Origin of the sequence: Acinetobacter sp. YH12249 (assembly GCF_013417475.1) — a bacterium.
Classification (GTDB): Bacteria; Pseudomonadota; Gammaproteobacteria; order Pseudomonadales; family Moraxellaceae; genus Acinetobacter.
Genome location: NZ_VPDX01000002.1, coordinates 154,210 through 175,494 on the forward strand (window position 1 = coordinate 154,210; position 21,285 = coordinate 175,494).

General features: G+C 41.7%; 17 protein-coding genes and 1 pseudogene. 11 read left to right on the forward strand and 7 right to left on the reverse strand.

Going from position 1 to position 21,285, the window contains the following annotated elements:
* Positions 1–124 precede the first annotated feature (124 nt).
* Positions 125–733, forward strand: coding sequence for a TetR/AcrR family transcriptional regulator (locus tag FTV25_RS01970; protein WP_005235816.1), 609 nt, complete (start codon positions 125–127; stop codon positions 731–733).
* A gap of 53 nt (positions 734–786) precedes the next feature.
* On the opposite strand, the gene FTV25_RS01975 is transcribed toward FTV25_RS01970, so the two are convergent.
* The 4 genes from FTV25_RS01975 to cysK all read right to left on the reverse strand — a co-directional run bounded on the left by FTV25_RS01975 (position 787) and on the right by cysK (position 5,344).
* Positions 787–984 carry a heavy-metal-associated domain-containing protein gene (locus FTV25_RS01975; protein ID WP_125278609.1) on the reverse strand — a complete coding sequence of 66 codons (198 nt, stop codon included), beginning with the start codon at positions 982–984 and terminating at the stop codon, positions 787–789.
* A 54-nt stretch (positions 985–1,038) separates the two neighbouring features.
* Entirely contained in the window at positions 1,039–1,473 is a 435-nt protein-coding gene (gene cueR / locus FTV25_RS01980; protein ID WP_180002043.1) for a Cu(I)-responsive transcriptional regulator, read from the reverse strand.
* Complete coding sequence (locus FTV25_RS01985) at positions 1,473–4,163, reverse strand: heavy metal translocating P-type ATPase (protein WP_180002044.1); 2,691 nt, start codon at positions 4,161–4,163, stop codon at positions 1,473–1,475. Before FTV25_RS01985 ends, cueR begins: the two co-directional genes overlap by 1 nt.
* 182 nt (positions 4,164–4,345) lie before the next feature.
* Complete coding sequence (gene cysK, locus FTV25_RS01990) at positions 4,346–5,344, reverse strand: cysteine synthase A (protein WP_159122914.1); 999 nt, start codon at positions 5,342–5,344, stop codon at positions 4,346–4,348.
* A 291-nt stretch (positions 5,345–5,635) separates the two neighbouring features.
* Between cysK and FTV25_RS01995 the strand changes: the two genes are divergently transcribed.
* From FTV25_RS01995 to FTV25_RS02015, 5 genes are all read left to right on the forward strand, one after another.
* Positions 5,636–5,956 carry a metalloregulator ArsR/SmtB family transcription factor gene (locus FTV25_RS01995; RefSeq protein ID WP_180002045.1) on the forward strand — a complete coding sequence of 107 codons (321 nt, stop codon included), beginning with the start codon at positions 5,636–5,638 and terminating at the stop codon, positions 5,954–5,956.
* Positions 5,957–6,162: 206 nt separating this feature from the next.
* Positions 6,163–7,911 (forward strand): SulP family inorganic anion transporter, encoded by a 1,749-nt coding sequence (locus tag FTV25_RS02000; protein WP_175967711.1) that lies wholly within the window; start codon positions 6,163–6,165, stop codon positions 7,909–7,911.
* A 314-nt stretch (positions 7,912–8,225) separates the two neighbouring features.
* Entirely contained in the window at positions 8,226–9,422 is a 1,197-nt protein-coding gene (gene sstT / locus FTV25_RS02005; RefSeq protein WP_004785593.1) for a serine/threonine transporter SstT, read from the forward strand.
* A 42-nt stretch (positions 9,423–9,464) separates the two neighbouring features.
* Entirely contained in the window at positions 9,465–10,139 is a 675-nt protein-coding gene (locus FTV25_RS02010) for a YoaK family protein (RefSeq protein ID WP_180002046.1), read from the forward strand.
* A gap of 15 nt (positions 10,140–10,154) precedes the next feature.
* Complete coding sequence (locus tag FTV25_RS02015) at positions 10,155–10,691, forward strand: DUF2058 domain-containing protein (protein WP_104426088.1); 537 nt, start codon at positions 10,155–10,157, stop codon at positions 10,689–10,691.
* A 194-nt stretch (positions 10,692–10,885) separates the two neighbouring features.
* Here FTV25_RS02015 and FTV25_RS16185 read toward each other — a convergent pair.
* Positions 10,886–11,213 (reverse strand): annotated as a pseudogene (locus FTV25_RS16185) (hypothetical protein).
* A gap of 407 nt (positions 11,214–11,620) precedes the next feature.
* Here FTV25_RS16185 and FTV25_RS02020 point away from each other — a divergent pair.
* The 5 genes from FTV25_RS02020 to FTV25_RS02040 all read left to right on the forward strand — a co-directional run bounded on the left by FTV25_RS02020 (position 11,621) and on the right by FTV25_RS02040 (position 18,274).
* Positions 11,621–12,880: a mechanosensitive ion channel family protein gene (locus FTV25_RS02020; protein ID WP_125278616.1), complete on the forward strand. Its 1,260-nt coding sequence runs from the start codon at positions 11,621–11,623 to the stop codon at positions 12,878–12,880.
* 247 nt (positions 12,881–13,127) lie between these two features.
* The gene (locus FTV25_RS02025) at positions 13,128–14,984 is read left to right on the forward strand and encodes an ABC transporter ATP-binding protein (RefSeq protein WP_180002047.1); all 1,857 of its coding nucleotides are present in this window, start codon (positions 13,128–13,130) and stop codon (positions 14,982–14,984) included.
* Positions 14,985–15,360: 376 nt separating this feature from the next.
* Entirely contained in the window at positions 15,361–16,389 is a 1,029-nt protein-coding gene (locus FTV25_RS02030; RefSeq protein ID WP_180002048.1) for an AraC family transcriptional regulator, read from the forward strand.
* Positions 16,390–16,471: 82 nt separating this feature from the next.
* Positions 16,472–16,846, forward strand: coding sequence for a glycine cleavage system protein GcvH (gene gcvH, locus FTV25_RS02035; protein ID WP_104426083.1), 375 nt, complete (start codon positions 16,472–16,474; stop codon positions 16,844–16,846).
* 252 nt (positions 16,847–17,098) lie between these two features.
* A complete protein-coding gene (locus FTV25_RS02040; protein ID WP_180002049.1) occupies positions 17,099–18,274 on the forward strand; it encodes an MFS transporter in 1,176 nt (391 codons plus the stop codon).
* A 74-nt stretch (positions 18,275–18,348) separates the two neighbouring features.
* On the opposite strand, the gene FTV25_RS02045 is transcribed toward FTV25_RS02040, so the two are convergent.
* Both FTV25_RS02045 and FTV25_RS02050 read right to left on the reverse strand, forming a co-directional pair.
* A complete protein-coding gene (locus tag FTV25_RS02045; RefSeq protein WP_180002050.1) occupies positions 18,349–19,545 on the reverse strand; it encodes a PilT/PilU family type 4a pilus ATPase in 1,197 nt (398 codons plus the stop codon).
* Between the two features lie 403 nt (positions 19,546–19,948).
* Positions 19,949–21,127, reverse strand: a complete 1,179-nt coding sequence (locus FTV25_RS02050; RefSeq protein ID WP_180002051.1) for a PilT/PilU family type 4a pilus ATPase — start codon at positions 21,125–21,127, stop codon at positions 19,949–19,951.
* Between the last annotated feature and the right edge of the window lie 158 nt (positions 21,128–21,285).

Here is a 21,285-nt window from a genome sequence, read left to right on the forward strand (position 1 = left end):
TCTACAAGAAATGTTGAATAAATATACAAATTTAGATAAATATCACGACCTTAGTTTTATAGCTATACATGTGAAAATAGCATATTCTTAGTAGGTTCCTTTTCGAAAATGATGAGTCAAGAAGATGACGACTGTAAGACAGCAGAACTTCCTTCTTCGTAAAGAGAAGATCCTGAGCATGGCGGAAAGTCTACTGCTTGATAATAATCAGGACATCACCTTGAGTGAACTTGCTGAAGAACTGGACATCGCCAAAGGAACCATCTACAAGCATTTTAAAAGCAAGAACCAGTTATATTTAGAACTCATCATTCTGAATGAAAAAAGAATTCTGGCAATTTCCGATAAATATAATAACGATATTAAAAATTATGTTTCGCAATATATGCTTTATCACATGCTCAATTCAAACCGGACTATTTTGCTGCATGTTATTGAAGAGCGTTTAACCAATAATGAAAAAAACCTGAAAGAGTTATTTCAGGAACTCTATCGTATTCGTGAAGAACGGATTATCCGCATTAAAGATATGACCCATGATTATCTGGTATCTTTAGACAGTGCCATGTCAATCCGGGATTATTTATCTTATATCTGGACGGTCACTTACGGCGCTTCACTATTATTAAATTCGACCAGTTATCAAAAAGCGATTGGTTCGCGTGAACGCTTGATTAAACTGTATATTAATCAGGCATTAATGACGCCAGATAAAATATCGGCAGTTTCATAAAAAATGCCTAATCATGATTAGGCATTTTAAAATTATTTTTTAAATGGCAAATATCAAGCCATAGTTTCAGGCGGAAAGCCATCTTCAGTTAATGCCGCGATAATCTCAGATTCGCTTGCACTCGATTCAACTTCCACCATTTTGCTGACTACATCAACATTGACTTTAGCATTTTCATCCAGCTCCTGAATGGTTGCAGTCACACTACGTGCACAACCACCACAAGTCATATTTTCAATACGGAATTTCATCTTGATCTCCCTTTGATCAGTTTAAATTTGGGTTAAGCGAATTTTAATTCAAGGCTATTGATCTGCTTTGATAGCCGTATGTGCAGTTTTCCCATGTGACACACCCTGCTCAATCTGTTTCAGAATCTGACAGTCAGATTGCTCATCTCCAGCACACTGTGCAACCGATTGCTGCAAAATTTTCATCATGTTTTGCATGTCCGCAATTTTCTGTTGCAGTAACTCGATATGCTTTTGCGCCAACTGTTTGACATCACTGCTGTGTCTGGCATCGTTCAGCCACAGGCCGAGCAATTCTTTCATCTGTTCAGAAGAAAAACCCAGTTCACGCGCATGCTGAATAAAACTTAAAGTCTTGATGTCATCGTCACTATAGATACGATAACCCGAATCGCTACGTTTAGGATTGGGTAATAAACCGATATCTTCATAATAACGGATCATTTTGGCCGAGATCCCGGAGCATTTTGCGGCCTGTCCAATATTCATTACACTGCCTCCTTCAACTGGATCGGCTGATAAGTCTTTAAACGAAGCGCATTGCTGACCACAAAAACTGAGGATAATGCCATCGCGCCTGCTGCAAACATCGGTGATAACAAAATACCGAAGAATGGATATAGTAGACCTGCAGCAATCGGAATTAAGGCAATATTATAAACAAAGGCCCAGAACAGGTTCTGTTTGATATTACGCATGGTCGCCTGACTCAGGCCAATACCGGTGGCCACATGCTGTAAATTTCCAGACATCAGCACCACGTCTGCTGCTTCAATCGCCACATCCGTACCAGTTCCTATTGCCATCCCGACATCGGCCTGAGCCAAGGCAGGTGCATCATTAATACCGTCACCGACAAAAGTGACGATGCCATGTTGCTGTTGGAGTTGGCGTACCGCATCGACTTTTTCATTTGGCAGAACTTCAGCAATGACATGGTCAATCTTCAGCTGTCTAGCAATGGCCTGTGCAGTATGCTGGTTATCACCGGTAATCATAGCGATCTTTAAGCCTTGATCATGTAAGGCCTGAATCGCACTATATGTTGTGACTTTAATCGGATCAGCCACAGCAATAATGGCAGCCAACTGCTGATCTATAGCGACATATAAAGGCGTGCGTCCCTGTTCGCCCAACTGTTGTGCCTTCTCTTTAAAAATATCGACACTTAAACCCAATTGCTGCATCAGGCGTTCAGCGCCAATATGAATTTGCTGACCTAAAACTTGAGCTTTCACGCCTGCACCGGTGATTGAATCAAAATCACTGACTTCAGGTAGTTGCAACTGTTGTGCTTTCGCAGCTTCCACAATTGCATGGGCAATGGGATGTTCAGACTTGGCTTCCACTGCTGCGACCATTTGCAATACTATTTGCTGCTCAAAACCAGATGTCATTGCAAAATCGGTTAGGGCTGGTTTCCCTTCAGTTAAGGTTCCGGTTTTATCCACCGCCACAACTCTGGTTTGCTGCAAGAGTTGCAATGCTTCGCCTTTACGGAACAAGATACCCAGCTCTGCTGCCCGGCCGGTGCCGACCATAATAGATGTTGGCGTAGCCAGGCCCATTGCACATGGACAGGCAATGATCAGTACAGCAACAGCATTGACCAGTGCATAAGTCAGATTCGGTTCAGGACCCAACAGGAACCAGACGATAAAGGTCAAAGTCGCGAGAAGCATCACAGCCGGCACAAACCATAAGGTCACTTTATCGACAGCTGCCTGAATCGGAAGCTTTGCGCCTTGTGCCTGTTCCACCATATGAATGATCTGAGCCAGGACGGAATCTTGACCGACCGCAGTCGCCTTGATCTGCAAAGTGCCATTCTGATTCACCGTTCCGCCAATTACCCGATCCCCAGCGTTTTTAGCCACGGCTAAAGGTTCACCACTGATCATCGCTTCATCGATATAACTTTGACCAGAAACGACTTCACCATCAACTGCGACTTTTTCACCCGGGCGAATCTCGATTAGCATGCCCTGCTGTACATCAGCAATCGCCAGATCAACCCAGGTTCCATTTTGTTGTACTCGGGCAGTTTTTGGCTGCAAGCCAACCAGATATTGAATCGCTTCAGAGGTTTTACCTTTGGCTCTGGCTTCCAGATAACGCCCCAGTAAGATCAAAGCAACAATCACCGCTGCTGCTTCGAAATACACATGCACAGTGCTTTGCGGCAATAATTGCGGAAAGAAGGTGGAAATACAGGAAAATCCATAAGCGGCTATTGTTCCCACGGCAACCAGAGAATTCATATCGGGGGCCAGTCGGAATAATGCCGGAATTCCATGCTGATAAAACCGCCGTCCTGGTATCAGCAAAACCAGAGTCGTCAGTACAAACTGGATATACCAGCTGTTTTGGGTACCTAGCGTATGTGCAATCCAGTGATGAAAAGCCGGAATCAGGTGTGAACCCATTTCCAGAATAAACACCTGAACAGCTAAAATTAGGGCCAACCATAAGTCACGTTTTAGCTGTTCAGTTTCAGCGGTTTTCTTTTCCTGAAAAATCGTTTGAGCATCGGTAGCCTGTGTATCTAATTTTTCATGGGCGTTATATCCAGCTTTTTTGACAGCAGCAATTAAAGCTGGAAGCTGACTACGCGGCGCCTTGACCCAAGCTGCTTCAGTGGCGAGATTGACGTGTGCTTCACTTACCTGATCGACTTTTAATAAAGCCTTTTCTACACGTGCCACACAGGAGGCACAGGTCATGCCTTCTATGGCAAGTTCAATCCGGTCAGTCTGAATATCAAAACCGGCTTTTTGTACTGCCTGAGTTAGTTTAAATAATGGCACAGAATTAATCGCACTCACATGCGCCTTTTCAGTGGCCAGATTGACCTGTGCATCCAGCACACCCTCTACTTTTTTGAGTGCTTTTTCCACGCGAGCCACACAGGATGCACAGGTCATGCCTTCAATATTCAAATCAAACTGTTGCGTCGGCACATCGAAACCGGATTTTTCAATTGCTTGAACCAGCGCAGCGGCAGCAATCGGCTGCTGGCTTTTAATAAAAGCTTTTTCAGTCGACAGGTTGACAGATGCCTCGACCACGCCTTCAATTTTTTTTAAGGCTTTTTCCACCCGAGCTACACAGGAGGCACAGGTCATTCCTGAAATCTGTACCTGCTGTTCGTACAACTGTGTGGTTGCTGGTATATTCATTCTGCGCTCTCCATTCACCCATTCACTGCCTATGCTATAGCTTAAACATTACCATAATTGGAAGGTCAAGCTTCTGGTTTAAATTCTTGATCTTTCATTATATGAAGGCATAACGCCTAATAAAAAAGCCCGAAGATGACTTCAGGCTTTTTGAGATTTAAAGAAATTGCTTGGTTAATAGTTTACTCAGCCGAAATATCTTCAAAAAGAATTGAAGATAAATAGCGTTCACCACCATCTGGCAGAATCACTACGATATTTTTTCCTGCATTTTCAGGACGAGCTGCCAGTTGCGCAGCTGCAGCCATTGCAGCACCACTTGAAATACCCACCAAGATGCCTTCTTGAGTCGCAGTTTTACGTGCCCATTCCACTGCATCGCTACTGGTAATGGCAATCACTTCATCTACCAGATCCAGATCCAGGTTCTTTGGAATAAAGTTCGCGCCAATACCCTGAATTTTATGTGGTCCTGGAGTGAGTGTCTCACCACGTTTTGCCTGACCAATAATGGCAGATTCAGCAGGCTCTACAGCAACTGAATAAATCGGCTTGTTTTTCACTTTTTCAAAAAAGCGTGAAATACCGGTAATCGTACCGCCTGTACCGACACCCGCTACCAGAATATCGACATTACCTGCAGTCGCTTCCCAGATTTCAGGACCGGTCGTCTCTTCATGGATTTTTGGGTTAGCTGGATTTTCAAACTGTTGTGGCAGGTAATACAGTTCAGGATTTTCATTCACCAGACGTTGTGCTTCTTCCACCGCGCCTTTCATGCCTTTGGCTGGATCTGTCAGTACTAAATTAGCGCCTAATGCTTTCACCACTTTACGGCGTTCAATACTCATGCTGGATGGCATGGTTAAGGTAATATCATAGCCTTTAGCCGCTGCTACAAATGCCAGCGCAATACCGGTATTACCACTGGTTGGCTCAACAATGTGCATGCCCGGCTTCAATTTACCTGACTTTTCTGCATCAGCAATCAAGGCTGCGCCAATACGGCATTTCACCGAAAATGCCGGGTTACGGCTTTCAATTTTCGCAAGTACAGTCGCTCCGCCAGAAATGGCACGATTGATACGAACTAGAGGGGTATTACCAATTGCCTCTGCATTATTGCTATAAACCGCTATACCTAAATTGGCAGGTGTTGGAAAAGCTGAATCTGTAGTCATTAGAATATCCTTGATGTTATTCGCCAAGATGTATTTACATGATACAAGCATTTTCCGGCTTTGTAGATGCCTGAAACAAGATGGGATCACGATAGCAGTTTGAAATGAAACATCTTCTTCACAAAAAACCGGAACACGATAAAATTATCTTATATTTTAATTAGTAAATTATAACTATTCTTGATAACACAATTCATTAAAAACCATAGTAATTCACGCTTTTTATCCATCAATTCACGCTATTCGAGTCGTATAATTCGCGGGCTGTAATTGTATAAATGGACATAGTAAATGAAAACCGATCTTGAAATTGCCGCGATGCGGGATTCAGCTCAACAGGTTGTCGGTATTTTAAAGTTAATGGCCAATACGGACCGACTGCTCATTTTATGTCATCTCTCCCAAAATGAACTGAATGTCTCTCAAATTGAAGAGATTACCGAGATCAGACAGCCAACACTGTCTCAGCAGCTCATGATTTTGCGTAAAAGCGATGCGGTAAATACCCGTCGAGACGGCAAACAGATCTATTATTCGATCAAAGACCAGAACCTGATAGAAATGTTAAACAAGCTTTATCAAATCTACTGTGTAAATCAAGCAGTCGCTTAAAGCTGCTATTTGCCTCATTCGTCCTGTTTTATTTTAAAGCGATCTGCCTGATTTAAATTTTCTCTACTGAGAGTTTTAAGTCTTTTGCCTTGATCCTTTGTCCCCTCATTCATTTTTTAAAATGTGAATGATCACCTATTTATATCCTAAGACTTCTTAGCAGAATTTGTGCATAATATATCTATATTTGTGATTTAGACCTGTATATGCCAAATTTTAAGTCTAGACTGCTCAATAGACTCCCTGCCTGGTCATGGTTAAGTCAGTACAGTCCGGTGAAATTGAAATCGGATGTACTGGCTGCTCTGATTGTCGTTGCGATGCTGGTACCCCAAGGGATGGCCTATGCCATGCTGGCAGGTTTGCCACCGATTATGGGACTCTATGCCAGTATTCTACCAATGATCATTTATGCCTTATTGGGCGGCAGTACGACTTTATCGATTGGACCGGTAGCCATCATTTCCATGATGACCTTTGCCACACTGAATCCATTATTTGAAGTGGGTTCTCCGGTCTATATTGAAGCGGCAACTTTATTGGCATTGATGGTCGGCATTATTTCCTTGCTTTTAGGTGTATTCCGTTTCGGCTTTTTGATTCAGTTGATCAGCCATCCGGTCATTCAGAGTTTTATTATTGCTTCGGCTCTATTGATTGCTTTTGGTCAGTTCAAGTTTTTGGTGGATTTGCCTTTAAAAGCCAATAATATTCCTGAGCTGGTGAAAAGCCTGATTGAATATTTGCCACTTTTGCATCTTCCGAGTCTGATCTTTGGCCTGCTTTCTATCGGTTTACTGGTTTATCTGCCGAAACTATTAAAATCTCAAGCGGTACAAAGCCGGATCGGTTCGACTGATTTTCTGGTTCGGGCAGTTCCACTGATTCTGGTTTTTCTCGGTATTGCAGCCGTTCTGTTTTTGGATTTAAAAGTTCAGGGAATTAAAACCGTCGGAGAAATTCCTTCAGGCTTTCCGCCTTTGTCTTTCCCGCACTGGAACTGGGAACTGGTAATGACCTTATTACCGGGTGCCAGCATGATTGCCATGATCAGCTTTGTGGAATCCCTCTCTATTGCTCAGGCAACGGCGCTACAGCAGCGTAGCAATTTAAATAGCAATCAGGAACTGATTGCGCTCGGTGTAGCCAATATCAGTGCTGGAATCAGTTCTGCCTTTCCAGTAACCGGTAGTCTGTCACGTACTGTGGTTAATGCTGACGCTGGCGCCAAAACACCTTTGGCTGGCGTATTGTCTTCTTTATTGATTGTCGTGGTTAGTCTGTTCTTTACCAGCTTCTTTGAGGATCTGCCGCTGACCATTCTGGCTGCAACCATTATTGTGTCTATCTGGAAACTGGTTAACTTCCAGCCTTTTGTCGATGCATGGCGTTATTCCAAAGCTGACGGCATTGCCATGTGGATTACTTTTTTTGGTGTCGTCTTACTGGATATCACCACTGGCCTGATCGTTGGGATTATTTCGACCTTTATTCTTATGCTATGGCGCATCAGCCGTCCTCATATAGCTGTCGTTGGTCTGGTTGAAGGCACCCAGCATTTTAGAAATATCCAGCGTCACCAAGTGATGACCTCTGATCGGGTTCTGTCTCTGCGTATTGATGAAAATTTAAGTTTTTTAAATGCGCATACTCTTAAAGGTTATCTGATTAATCAGTTAAGTTTAAATGACAAGTTAGAGCATGTAATTTTGAACTGTTCCAGTATCAGTGCGATTGACTTGAGTGCCTTGGAAACACTAGAAGAACTCAATGCTGAATTATCCAAACTGAATATTCGCCTGCATTTTGCAGAAGTGAAAGGCCCGGTATTTGACCGCTTGCAGGCCTCCAAACTAATGACACATTTGAGTGGACGGATTTATCTGACCCATTTTCAGGCGATTCAGGATCTGGCACCGGAAATCTTCGAAAAGCCTCAGCATTATATGATTTAAAATTTTTCAATTGTTTGCATGGTAGACATGCTGCCATGCAAGCAGATTGAACTGAAACATAACTGGAAATGATTGATTTAAATTCTATATTCATTTAAAAAATAAAGATTAAAAACCAATCAGTAAATCTGGCTATTTCTAAGAATTTTGTATGGAAATAATACGATCAAGATAAAAAACCATCTTAATTATTTATTAATTTTCAGTCACTTAAATATTATCTAAAAATATATTTTAAGCGATCCTTAATTTAAGTATAAAATAACGCAAATTTTTTTCGCATTTAGCCCTCGTAATTTTCACAAGGCAACCTTATGTTTTCTGCCCTATCGCGTCTGAGTTTAGTCTCCCGAATCATCATCGCCATTATTCTAGGCGTTGGTGTGGCTCTGTTATTTCCTGAAGCTGCACCTTCCTTAAGCCTGTTGGGTGATCTGTTTATTAAGGCACTAAAATCCGTCGCGCCAGTTCTGGTTTTCATTCTGGTTCTTGCATCAATTGCAAATTTCCAGGTTGGCCAGACCAATTCAACGATAAGACCTATTATGCTGATGTATGCTGTCGGCATGTTCCTGGCAGCATTAAGCGCTGTGATCGCCAGTATTTTATTTCCAAGCACATTGTTCCTGGATATTGCAGCGCAAGGTGATTTACAGCCGCCAGGCAGCCTAGGTGAAATTCTCAAAAATCTGGTGCTGAGCTTTGTAGCGAACCCGGTGGTTGCCATTGCTGAAGCGAATTTTATTGGAATTCTGGCATGGTCAATTGCGTTAGGAATTGCCTTCCGTCATGCATCACACACAACTAAAACCTGTTTAAATGACGCTGCCAATGCAATCAATTATGTAATTCGTCTGGTGATCAGCTTTGCGCCAGTGGGTATTTTTGGTCTGGTTGCCGTGACTTTTGCTGAAGCGGGCCTAGATACCTTGACCAGCTATGCGCATTTATTAGCTGTTCTGCTGGGTACCATGGTATTTGTAGCCTTGGTGATTAACCCGTTAATGGTCGGTTTCATTACCCGTCGTAATCCGTATCCACTGGTCTTTACCTGCTTACGTGAAAGTGGCATTACCGCGTTCTTTACCCGCAGTTCTGCTGCCAATATTCCGGTAAACCTGGACTTGGCAAAACGCTTAGGTGTGAAAGAGACTACTTCAAGCGTAGCAATTCCTTTAGGTGCAGCAATTAACATGGCCGGCGCATCAGTGACGATTACCGTGTTGTCTTTAGCTGCAGTGAATACTTTAGGTGTTAATGTTGACTTCACCACTATGCTAATTCTTTCTATCGTAGCAACTGTGTCTGCGTGTGGTGCTTCAGGTGTGGCGGGTGGTTCACTATTGCTGATTCCCGTGGCTTGTGGCCTGTTCGGGATTTCTTCAGATATCGCGATGCAAGTGGTGGCGATTGGTATGGTGATCAGTGTATTGCAGGACTCTACGGAGACTGCACTCAACTCATCTACCGATGTTTTATTTACTACAGCAGTAGACCGCGCTACAGATTGATTTTATATTGAAGAATCAAGATGTTTTGCTAATGATATTGCCATGCCATTACAGCGTTTACCATCGTGGGTTCAATTAGGTGCATTCTTCCTTGCGGTAAATGCCGGAATGATTAATGTATTAGGACTGGTGACCGTGTTGCATCAGTCCGTTTCACATATGACCGGTAACGTCAGTATGCTGGCGATGGCGCTGCTGGACTGGCAACCACGCCAGATTTTATATCTGATTCTGGTTACACTCTGTTATGTGATTGGCTCGATGTATAGCGGGCTGATTTTAGGAAATAGTCACTTTCGCTTGGGGCGCCTGTATGGTTATCCTTTAAGCCTGGTGGCTTTTTTTATATTCATTTGCTGGCTATTATTGCCCTATTTCCCGCGTTATGCCTTGTTATGGGCCTGTGTCGCGATGGGCGTACAAAATGCCATGGTCAGCCACTATAAAGGTGCGATTATCCGGACCACGCATCTGTCAGGTGTACTGACCGATTTAGGTCTGGCTATGGGCTATCGCCTGCGTGGTCTGGTAGTAGAATCCCGTAAAGTGATCCTGCATATGCTGATTCTGGTCGGCTTTTTGGTGGGCGGCATACTTGCCAGCTGGATTTATCCTTATTTAAAATTAAATGCATTCCTGGTCCCTACAGTGTTAAGCCTGCTGCTTAGCCTGACCTATTGGGTGATCTATTTACGTTATCGACATCAACACGACTAATTTCTGGAAACTCTCATGGTTAAAAATGCATTACAGGCGCAATTGTTAAAAGCAGGCCTGGTCGATAATAAAAAAGCTAAAAAACTGTCTAAACAGGCTGTACATGAAAAGCGCACAGGCGACAGTAAAGAAGCCGAAATCAAGGCCAAGATTGAACAGGACAAACAGGAAAAGCTGGCTAAAGACCAAGCGATTGAACAGGCGAAAAAAGCCCAGTTGCAGGAAAAAGAACTTAAAGCGGCGATCATGCAGATGATTAACCAGCATAAAATCCGCGATACGGATGGTGAGATCAGTTATCAGTTTATTGATGACAGCAAGATCAAGAAAGTTTATATCAACCAGCAGATTTATAATGCGCTGGTCGCTGGCAGTCTGGTGATTGCACGTGAAAATGAGAGTTATGCCTTCCTGCCTAAAGCTCTGGCGGATCGCATCAATTCAAAAATGGAAGGCTTTATCATCGTGAATAATTCAGAGAAAAATGAAGAAACCACTGATGAAGAAGACCCATATGCAGCTTATGTGATTCCTGATGATTTAATGTGGTAAGCACATTTTCCTTAAAAGGAAAGTATAAATAAAAACCCGGCATATTTGCCGGTTTTTTAATCTTTTTCATTAAGTCTATGTCAGCTTGCCTTTTGCATATTCTTGTTTTAATAGTTAGCAAATTTCACTCAATTCAAATCCTATTTGGAAACTTCAGATTTCATATAACGAGCCTTAAATGAAAGCGCTAATAACTAAAATTTAGTCTGTAAATACTCAATAAACCCCTCTATTTTCTTAATAACGTATAAGCAGATATGCAAAGGACTCACGTTATTTTGCTGAGCTTTTTCTACTCTATACTTTGCTCTTTCTAAGAGCGCTATTACATAATGTATAGAGCTTTTAAGAATTTTTTCGTATCTTTTTTTGAATACAAGTAACAATCAATTTTTTCAAAAGATTCATCATTAACCGCTATCTCTAATATAGTGTTATTAATTTCATGGCTTATTGATTGCTCAATATGTTCCAGTTCATAGGAATGTAAGCTTGTGCTATAACTATTTGAAGATTTTTCATTTTTAATGATTAAGATTATATGATTTTAATCCTAGCACTATCCCCTAAAAAAAGTAAGTATATAAAATGTAAAATAAACATTAAGTTATGTTGAACTAACATAATAAACGCTATACCAAATTCTTTAATTCACTCTGACCTTTTTTAATTTTTTAAAGTTTAAAAAGAAGCATAGGAATACCAAGTTAGGCTGTTCTATCGATTTTTCACATTTCCTAGCCATTAACCAATCAATTTTCATTGATCTATTTAATCTGAATTAACCTGAAGGAAAAAATAAATGCCTGAATAGTGATTAAGTTCGCCTCCTCTAAGAAAGATATGTTTTAAAAGGTTATCCAAGATTAAAAAATTGCGTTTAAACCTATAAACTCTAAAAAATTTTTTGAGTTAAAGAGAAAGATCAGTTGGAACAGTTTAATTTTATTCAGAATATTCGAGATTGGGCCGATCAGTACCCATGGCTGGAAATGTTATCTTCACTGAGTATTGTGATTTTACTGGCCATCCTTGCCAATGTGTTTGCCAAACAGATTGTCGTACGAGGTATTCGTCAACTGATTTCCAAAATGCCCTTTGCCAATAATCAGATTTTTGCTGAACATAGTGTGATTCGCCGGATTTCCAATATTGTTCCGGCAATCGTGATCATGAACGGGATTACCACTGTCCCGCATTTATCCGATAAGGTGCAAACCTTTGTGCAAATGGGTGCTCAGGCGTTTATTTTCCTGACCATTGCTCTGGCACTCGGTGAGTTACTGAATATCTTTAACCTGATTTATCAGCGTAATCCCAAGTCACGCAACAAGCCGATTAAAGGTTATTTACAGCTGGTCAAGCTGATCATCTTCATTGTTTGTGGCTTGATGATTTTAGGCACTTTCCTGAAAAAAGATGTATTCACCTTGCTCGCTGGCTTTGGTGCGATGGCCGCTGTCCTGATGCTGGTCTTTCAAAATACGATTCTGTCACTGGTGGCTTCGGTTCAGATTTCATCTTATGACATGGTACGTATTGGTGACTGGATTGAAATGCCGACCCTAAATGCCGATGGTGATGTCATTGATATGTCATTACATACAGTGACTGTGCAGAACTTTGACAAGACTGTGACCACGATTCCGACCAATAAACTGGTGACTGATACCTTTAAAAACTGGCGCGGCATGCAGGAAGCGGGTGCCCGCCGGATCAAACGTTCAATTCATATTGATCAAACCAGCGTACATTTCATGACGGCTGAAGAACAGAACAAGCTGAAAAATTTTATCCTGCTGGATCAATATCTGAATACCAAATCAGAAGAACTAGAGAAGTTTAACCAGCAGCTCCAGCATCATTCACAATACAACCAGCGCCGTCTGACCAATTTAGGAACGTTCCGCGCTTATCTGGAATTTTATCTGCAACAGCATCCGGGTATTGCCAAAGATTTCTCATTGATGGTGCGTCAGTTACAACCGACCAGTGAAGGTTTGCCACTGGAAATTTATGCTTTCACCAATACGACGGTTTGGGCAGAGTATGAGAATATCCAGTCAGATATCATGGACCATATTCTGGCGATTATTCCGGAATTTGGATTGAAAGTTTATCAGGCGCCTTCTGGAAGTGATTTTAAAGAATCTTTTAACGCGAGTTCTTCATCTCCGATTATCACTTAAACTAACCTCTTAACTTAAGCCCGACATAATCTCTATTTCGGGCTTTTTTATTCTCAGTATTTAAAACGATTTCAAGCTCTTATTTTTAGTTTTCATATCAGCTGGCATAAATCTGGCATGAGTTTCTGCTCTGCAACCTAAAGTTTGATTTAGTTAAACATTTGTGGCAATTTCACTCAAATTCAGACTTCAAAAAGCAGAATCCTTTATAATCCTCGCAAAGAAAATACATGATAAGAGTACGTTAATGTTTCGATGGCTTGAACGGCTGGTAGACCCCTATCCCACCAAAAACCTGAATCAACCTTTACCCACCAGGTTTTTCCCCTTTGTCTGGCAAGCAGCTTATGAGGTACGCCGTTATTTGCTGATTCTAGTATTGTGTACCGCAGGTGCAGCCAGTTTTGAGGCCTTACTATATTCAAAAATTGGCGATCTGGTAAACTGGTTGAGCCAAAGTCAGCCAGACACTTTTTTAGATCAACATACCAGCAATCTAACCTTATTGAGTATTATCTTGCTGGCAAATATCCTGTTTGCTAGTGCTCAGTCCCTGATCAAGCATCAGATTTTATATAGTAATTTCCCGATGCGTCTGCGTTGGCGCTTCCATAATTTATTGCTCAAACAGAGTTTGGACTTCTTCCATAATGACTTCGCCGGACGTTTATCGGCCAAAGTCATGCAAACGGCGCTGGCAATCCGAGAATTCTGGGTCATTTTGGGCGATATGCTGGCCTATGTGCTGATTTATTTCGTCACGATTAATATTGTTTTGGGTGCTATTTCACCCTTACTCATCCTGCCGCTTATGGTCTGGCTATTCTTGTTTATTTGTGCTGCTTGCTATTTCATTCCAAGATTAAGCAAAATTTCATCCTTACAAGCGGATGCGCGTGCAGTCATGACCGGACGTGTGACTGATGCCTATACCAATATTCAGACCGTAAAATTGTTTGCGCATGCGGGTCGTGAAAGCCAGTATGCCAAATCCTCTATGCAGGAATTTATGGTTACGGTGTATAAGCAAATGCGTCTGGGCGCTCAATACGAAATCAGCATTCTGATGCTGAGTGTTGTGCTATATGCAGGTGTGCTGGGTACTGCAATCTGGCTCTGGATGCAAGGTCAAGCGCAGCTCGGGATTATTGCAGCCACTACAGCGATGGTATTAAAGCTGAATAGTATTGCCGAGTTCATGATGTGGCAGACCTCTGCCCTGTTTGAAAATGTCGGTACCATTCAGGACGGGATGAAAACTCTAGGTCGTCGGATCAATATTCAAGACAAAGAAGATGCGAAAGAACTGGAGCTAAAACACGGTGAGATTAAATTCGATAATGTCACTTTTGCCTATAATGAAAAACCGGTCATTGACCAGTTTAATCTGACCATTCGCCCAGGTGAAAAAATCGGGATCGTGGGGCGTTCTGGAGCTGGTAAATCGACCCTGATTCAATTGCTATTGCATTTCTATCATCTGAATCAGGGCCGTATTCTGATTGATGATCAGGATATTGCCGATGTCACTCAGGACAGTTTGCGTAAAAATATTGCGCTGGTCACTCAGGATACGTCTTTGCTGCATCGTACCGTAGCTGAAAATATCAAATACGGTCGTCCGGATGCGACTGATGAAGAGATGTTTGAAGCTGTACGCAAGGCCAAAGCAGAAGAATTCATTCCGAATCTGACTGATTTGCGTGGCCGTAGAGGCTATGACGCCTATGTGGGTGAACGTGGCGTGAAGCTTTCTGGTGGACAGCGCCAACGTATTGCCATTTCCCGGGTATTCCTGAAAGATGCACCGATTCTGATTCTGGATGAAGCCACAAGTGCTCTGGATTCCGAGGTCGAAGCAGCTATTCAGAATAGTCTGGATGACTTGATGCAAGGCAAAACGGTTATTGCGATTGCGCATCGTCTTTCTACCATTGCGCAGATGGATCGTCTGATTGTAATGGATCAAGGTAAAATTGCCGAGCAAGGTACGCATGATGAACTGGTTGCCTTAAACGGGATTTATGCGCAGTTATGGCAACGTCAAACAGGCGGTTTCTTGGTACAGCAACATACTAAAACTGACAACTTGCATGAAGCATAATTGCTCTCTACCCAGTAGTAGCTGACATCTACAACAGAAACCGAAGCATTCTATTTGAGTCATTTGAATAGTAATGCTTCGGTTTTCTTTTATGGGAATATCATCTACTCCAAGAGCAGTTTTTTATTCTAGATTTTTCGAAAAACAGCTCTATTCTGAATTAATAGAAATCTGTAGGCTTAAAATTAAATCCCTAAAATATCTCTGGTTTACATTGATTTCCAACTTTAAATTAGGCTACTCTGCTTGAAGTTGATTGAAATCTTATTGTGGAAATTGCCGCAGCTTTGTCCAACAATTTTTATCAAGAAAATGGCTTTTTCATGCCAATATGAAGTGAAAATAAAAAAATTTGAATGAGTGCAACGGATCGCGCATGAAAACAATAGCTCCACGCCAAGACCAAGGTATTCCAGGTGTATACGGTCTCTTGCTTCTCGATGTCATTTCCCGCTGGGGGTATAATAATGAGTCGCTTTTTAAGCCTTTTGGCCTGACCAGTGAACAGTTGGCAGATCCTGATTACCGTATTCCGACCCCTGTGGCCAATGAACTGGTCAAGCATGCCTTGAAGCTCACTGGTGAACCGACATTGGGTTATCACTTAGGTACCCAGATGCGGATTTCAATTCATGGCTTTATCGGTTATGCCATCATGACGGCGAATAATATTACCGAAGCCCTGGTGCTGGCGAACCGATTCATTCAGTTACGTTTACCCTTCTTGCAGTTATTTTTCTCGACCTTTGGCGCTAAGGCAACCGTACAGCTGCAAACTGATATCCAGCTTGAACCGCTTCGTACCGAAATTTCAATTGCTCTGATGATTGGCCTGATCAGTATGGCAAAAGCCATTACCGGGGTTAACGATGCAACCGGTGAAATCGACTTCGATTTCAAAAAGCCGGAAGGTTTTGAACGCTTCATGGCGAAATTTCCTACGCATCAATTCCGTTTTGAACAGCCGCATTTAATTTTAAGTTTTGATAAAAGCTACCTGATGAACAAGCTGGTACATGCTGATCCAATTGCCAGCCAGATTGCGATTAACCAATGTGAAGCCGAATTATCTGCTTTAGGTGAACGGCATCGGATTGCCATGCGGGTGCGGGATATTCTGACTCATTCCGAACTGCATTATCTGAGTATTGAAAGCGTAGCTGAACGCCTGCATATGTCAGATCGAACCTTAAAGCGTCAGTTGGCCGCTGAAGGTACTTCTTTTTCGACGCTGGTGGATGAAGTGCGCTACCGGCATGCCACTTCCTTATTATCCCGTACAGACTTTACTCTGGAGCAGATCGCTGATGAACTTGGCTATAGTGATGTGGCCAATTTTAGTCGGGCGTTTAAGCGCTGGAGTGGTCGTAGCCCGAGCAACTGGCGTAAAGATCCTTATTTATAAGCATGGATAAACCTTTTGTTTTGACCAAAAAGAATGTATAAAACATATCAAAAATGATCTTAAGATTTTTAGGGAGTTATCAATGAATCATCCTTCAGAATTAAAGTACGCAAGTACGCATGAATGGGTACGCATTGAGGGTGATCTTGTTGTGACCGGTATTTCCGACCATGCACAGGATGCATTAGGTGATCTGGTTTATGTAGAAGCACCAGATCTTGACTCACATATTACTGCGGGCGAACAGGCTGGCGTGGTTGAATCAGTGAAAACTGCTTCTGATATTCATGCACCTGTCTCTGGTACAGTGGTTGAAATCAATGCTGCGCTTGAAGATGATCCTGACTTCATTAATGATGACCCGTATGGCAAAGGCTGGATCTATAAAATCAAACCGGACAATATGGCAGATGTAGAAAAGCTATTGTCTAATACAGAATATGAAGCTGGCCTATAAGCTACTTTGATTTAGTATGGAAAAATAAGAATCAGCCTGCGGGCTGATTTTTTTACGCATTGAAAACTTCGTATTTAAAGCTCACCATCAAATACAATGTATTTATATCGGAATTTTATTGTATTTTTCACACATTTTTCTTAAAGTCTTTGCTGTACCTGCTATCACTCGCATCAGATAGCTCAGGCTGCTTTATAAAAATAATATTCATGCTCATCGCAGCATTTCCCTATAGATCAATTTAGGAAAATTATGAAATCCAATCTATTGCCTTTATGGACCAAGCCTTTTGTGCTGTGTCTGGCCAATAACCTGTTTTTATTTATTTTCTATTTTGCACAAACCACGATTTTACCGATTTATATCCTGAAAGAATTAGGTGGAAACTTAGCTCAAGCTGGTCTGGCCATGACCTTGTTCATGATTTCAGCGATTGCTGTACGACCATTTAGCGGCCTGATTATTGAGAAATTGGGTATCCGTAAAACCTTGATTGTTTCTGGAATCTTTTTCAGTCTATTTTCCCTAGCCTACTTGCTTGCCGATCAGCTGACGACCTTATTTATCATCCGTTTTTTGCATGGGATCTGGTTTAGTATTTTAACTACCGTCTGTGTTCCTGTGGTGAATCAGTTTATTCCAGAGCAGCGTAAAGGCGAAGGCATGGGCTATTACGTTATGTCAGTCAATCTGGGCATTGTTTTAGGGCCACTGATTGGCTTAAGTCTGATTGAATACTGTTCTTATTTTCAGATCACAACATTGCTGATTGCATTAGTTTTTATCGGATTTGCTTTCTGCTTAATGATTCCGGTCAAAGAGCCTGAGAACATTATTCAAACTATTCCTGAGAAAAAAGGACTGGCGTTGTCTGATGTTGTAGAAAAGAAAGCGCTGCCTGTTGCGGTACTCGCTGCTCTGATTTCCTTCTCTTATGCCAGTATCATGTCTTTTATCGCGCCTTTTGCTGCCAGTAAAAATCTGATGGCTTATGCCAGTTTATTCTTTGTCGTATTCGCTATTTCCATGATGAGTTTGCGCCCAATTACCGGAAAAATTTACGACCGCAAAGGCCCACAATATGTGATTTATCCTGCGCTATTAGTATTTAGTTTAGGACTCTTTTTACTGAGTCAGATTCAGACTTTATGGGGATTCTTGCTGGCTGCTGTATTGATTGGTGTCGGTTTTGGTAGCGCACAACCTTGCATCCAGACACTGGCCATTCAACGTGCACCGAAACACCGGATTGGGTATGCGACTTCGACTTTTTATACTTTCTATGATGTAGGAATTGCGGTCGGCTCGCTACTGATTGGGGCGCTTATTGCGACTTATAGTTATCAGTTCGCCTTTATTCTCTGTAGTTTACTCACCTTATGCAGTATTGTTTACTTTAAACTGGTCGTTCAAGTTAAGACCGCCTAATACAAGTTAATATCTAAATATAATAAAAAACAGGCAGATGAACTGCCTGTTTTAATTCTGACACGAAGATGTATTTATTCAGATGCTGAAGTATTTTCCTGTTCTTTTTCTTCAGCTTTCGGTTCTTGCATCATCGTGAATTGTGTTGCTTCTCCGGCAGCAGGATTATCTTGGCGGTTGCTTTTCAGCTTGATCTGTAAACGTAATTCATTAGTCGAATCAGCATTACGCAATGCTTCCTCGTACGAAATCGCCCCCTCGTTATACAGGTCAAATAAGGCCTGATCGAAAGTCTGCATGCCCAGTTCACGAGATTTGCCCATAATGGCTTTCAGCTCATGAAACTCGCCTTTTAAAATCAGATCAGAAATCAAAGGTGTATTTAACATGATTTCAATCGCAGCCCGCCGGCCTTTCCCATCCTGAGTACGAATCAGACGCTGGGAAATAATCGCCTTCATATTCGAAGATAAATCCATTAATAACTGATTACGGCGTTCTTCCGGGAAGAAGTTAATAATCCGGTCCAAAGTCTGGTTAGCATTACTGGAATGCAGTGTACCCAGACATAAATGTCCGGTTTCAGCAAAGGCAATTGCGTGTTCCATGGTTTCGGTATCCCGAATCTCACCGATCAGAATTACATCGGGGGCCTGACGCAAGGTATTTTTCAGCGCATTGTGCCAGGAATGGCAATCGACTCCAACTTCACGGTGAGTAATCATGGATTTCTTGTGTTTATGTACATATTCCACCGGATCTTCCACGGTAATGATATGCCCCGCCGAATTTTCATTGCGGTAGTCAATCATCGCTGCCAGAGAGGTCGATTTACCTGAACCCGTTCCTCCTACAACCAGTACCAGACCGCGTTTTTCCATAATCACGTGTTTCAATGATTCTGGTAATTTCAGTTTCTGGAAATTTGGAATTTCTGCCGTAATGGTCCGGATTACCATCCCGACCTGAAGCTGTTGTACAAAAACATTTACCCGGAAGCGCGATACACCCGGTACAGTAATCGCGAAGTTACATTCTAGTTCAGCTTCAAACTCTTGACGCTGTTTATCATTCATCAAGCTATAAGCAAACAGTTTGGTTTTTTCAGCAGTAAGAATTTGTTGTCCAAAGGGCTTCATTAAGCCCTGATGTTTAATACTCGGTGGAAAATCTGCGGTAATAAATAAGTCTGAGCCCCCATATTCCACTACTTTGGTCAGCATGTGATGCATGAATTTTTTTGCTTCGTCCAACAGTTCTGCCGTGAACATTCTCTTCCCCTGGAAATACACAATTACATGAATTTAAATGCTTGATTCATGCCAATATCATTTGATTTTTATTGTGCAGCGTTTTTTTTAAAGCCTCAAACAGATTTGATTTATAAAGAAAATATTTTTGGAATATTATGTGATGTAGTTCAATTAAATATCAATTAAGTAGACATATATTGCCTTTTAAAACCTATTTCATTTTAAAAGAATATTACAATGAAAAAGATCATATTCAGGATAAATGCAAGACGGTGAAACTGAATTCACCAGGCAAGTAAGGATAAAATTAAAAAATTAGATAGGTGGCCTAAAACTGCCTTGCTTAAAAGCCACCATTAAAGAAGATTTATGACTCAGTTCTATTGAACTGAATAGTAGTCTGTTTATTAAAAAGCCAAGATTAATCAGGAGAAAGTGCACGCGATCTGGACTGTTCCAGAAGTGAAATCTGTGCATTTTCTGCCTGTAAAACAGGATTAATACGACTGCTCTTCAGCTTGATTTGCAAACGTAATTCATTGCTGGAGTCTGCATTACGCAAGGCTTCTTCATAAGAAATAATGCCTTGGTTATATAAATCAAATAATGCCTGATCAAAGGTTTGCATGCCCAGTTCCCGCGAACGAGCCATAATCGTTTTAAGTTCATGGAATTCACCTTTACGAATCAGGTCAGAAACTAAAGGAGTATTTTGCAGAATTTCTACCGCAGCCCGACGACCTTTACCATCTTCAGTGCGAATTAGCCGCTGAGAAATCACGGCTTTGATATTAGCTGATAAATCTAGCAGTAACTGATTACGGCGTTCTTCTGGAAAGAAGTTAATAATCCGGTCCAGTGCCTGATCGGCATTATTAGAATGGAGTGTTGCAAGACATAAATGGCCAGATTCAGCAAAGGCAATTGCATGCTCCATACTGTCTGTATCCCTGATTTCGCCAATCACGATAACGTCAGGTGCCTGCCGCATGGTATTAATCAGTGCATTGTGCCAGGAAACGCAATCTACACCAATTTCACGCTGGGTGATCATCGAGTTTTTATGCTGATAGACATATTCCACCGGGTCTTCGATCGTAATAATATGCCCTTCAGTATGCGTATTACGATAATCAATCATGGCTGCCAATGTAGTCGATTTCCCAACACCCGTTGCACCAACTACCAGCACCAAACCACGTTTCTGCATGATGACCTGTTGCAATGAAGCTGGTAAGCCTAACTGCTCAAAGCTTGGAATATCTGTCGTAATGATTCGAATCACCATGCCTACATTGTGCTGTTGCTGAAAGACATTAACCCGGAAGCGCGACACGCCCGGGATGCTAATACTAAAATTGCATTCCATCACCGATTCAAATTCCTGAATCTGTCGCTCATTCATCAAGGCATAAGCAAACAAACGGGTCTTATCGGCTGTGAGTTTCTGCTGACCAAATGGTTTCATCAACCCCTGCTGTTTGATACTGGGCGGGAAATCAGCTGTAATAAAAAGGTCGGAACTACCATATTCCACGACTTTGGTCAGCATATAGTGCATAAATTTACGTGCTTCATCGAGTAATTCAGTTGTATACATAGCAAGCTTCCCGGGATCATTACTCATCCGCTGTTTAAAAACAGTATCAGGCTGACCTCTAATAAATTATTGTTATTGTTTATTTTTTTAAATTAATTATTTTTTATGAATTTTTTAAAATCGTTTTAATACTCATTGTTTTAATTTTCAAAATATCG

Bases quoted from the DNA above. Each gene is read 5' to 3' on its own strand.
- FTV25_RS01970 (WP_005235816.1), top strand. From the start codon at position 125: ATGACGACTGTAAGACAGCAGAACTTCCTTCTTCGTAAAGAGAAGATC.
- FTV25_RS01975 (WP_125278609.1), bottom strand. From the start codon at position 984: ATGAAATTCCGTATTGAAAATATGACTTGTGGTGGTTGTGCACGTAGT.
- cueR (WP_180002043.1), bottom strand. From the start codon at position 1,473: ATGAATATTGGACAGGCCGCAAAATGCTCCGGGATCTCGGCCAAAATG.
- FTV25_RS01985 (WP_180002044.1), bottom strand. From the start codon at position 4,163: ATGAATATACCAGCAACCACACAGTTGTACGAACAGCAGGTACAGATT.
- cysK (WP_159122914.1), bottom strand. From the start codon at position 5,344: ATGACTACAGATTCAGCTTTTCCAACACCTGCCAATTTAGGTATAGCG.
- FTV25_RS01995 (WP_180002045.1), top strand. From the start codon at position 5,636: ATGAAAACCGATCTTGAAATTGCCGCGATGCGGGATTCAGCTCAACAG.
- FTV25_RS02000 (WP_175967711.1), top strand. From the start codon at position 6,163: ATGCCAAATTTTAAGTCTAGACTGCTCAATAGACTCCCTGCCTGGTCA.
- sstT (WP_004785593.1), top strand. From the start codon at position 8,226: ATGTTTTCTGCCCTATCGCGTCTGAGTTTAGTCTCCCGAATCATCATC.
- FTV25_RS02010 (WP_180002046.1), top strand. From the start codon at position 9,465: ATGCCATTACAGCGTTTACCATCGTGGGTTCAATTAGGTGCATTCTTC.
- FTV25_RS02015 (WP_104426088.1), top strand. From the start codon at position 10,155: ATGGTTAAAAATGCATTACAGGCGCAATTGTTAAAAGCAGGCCTGGTC.
- FTV25_RS02025 (WP_180002047.1), top strand. From the start codon at position 13,128: ATGTTTCGATGGCTTGAACGGCTGGTAGACCCCTATCCCACCAAAAAC.
- FTV25_RS02030 (WP_180002048.1), top strand. From the start codon at position 15,361: ATGAAAACAATAGCTCCACGCCAAGACCAAGGTATTCCAGGTGTATAC.
- gcvH (WP_104426083.1), top strand. From the start codon at position 16,472: ATGAATCATCCTTCAGAATTAAAGTACGCAAGTACGCATGAATGGGTA.
- FTV25_RS02040 (WP_180002049.1), top strand. From the start codon at position 17,099: ATGAAATCCAATCTATTGCCTTTATGGACCAAGCCTTTTGTGCTGTGT.
- FTV25_RS02045 (WP_180002050.1), bottom strand. From the start codon at position 19,545: ATGTTCACGGCAGAACTGTTGGACGAAGCAAAAAAATTCATGCATCAC.
- FTV25_RS02050 (WP_180002051.1), bottom strand. From the start codon at position 21,127: ATGTATACAACTGAATTACTCGATGAAGCACGTAAATTTATGCACTAT.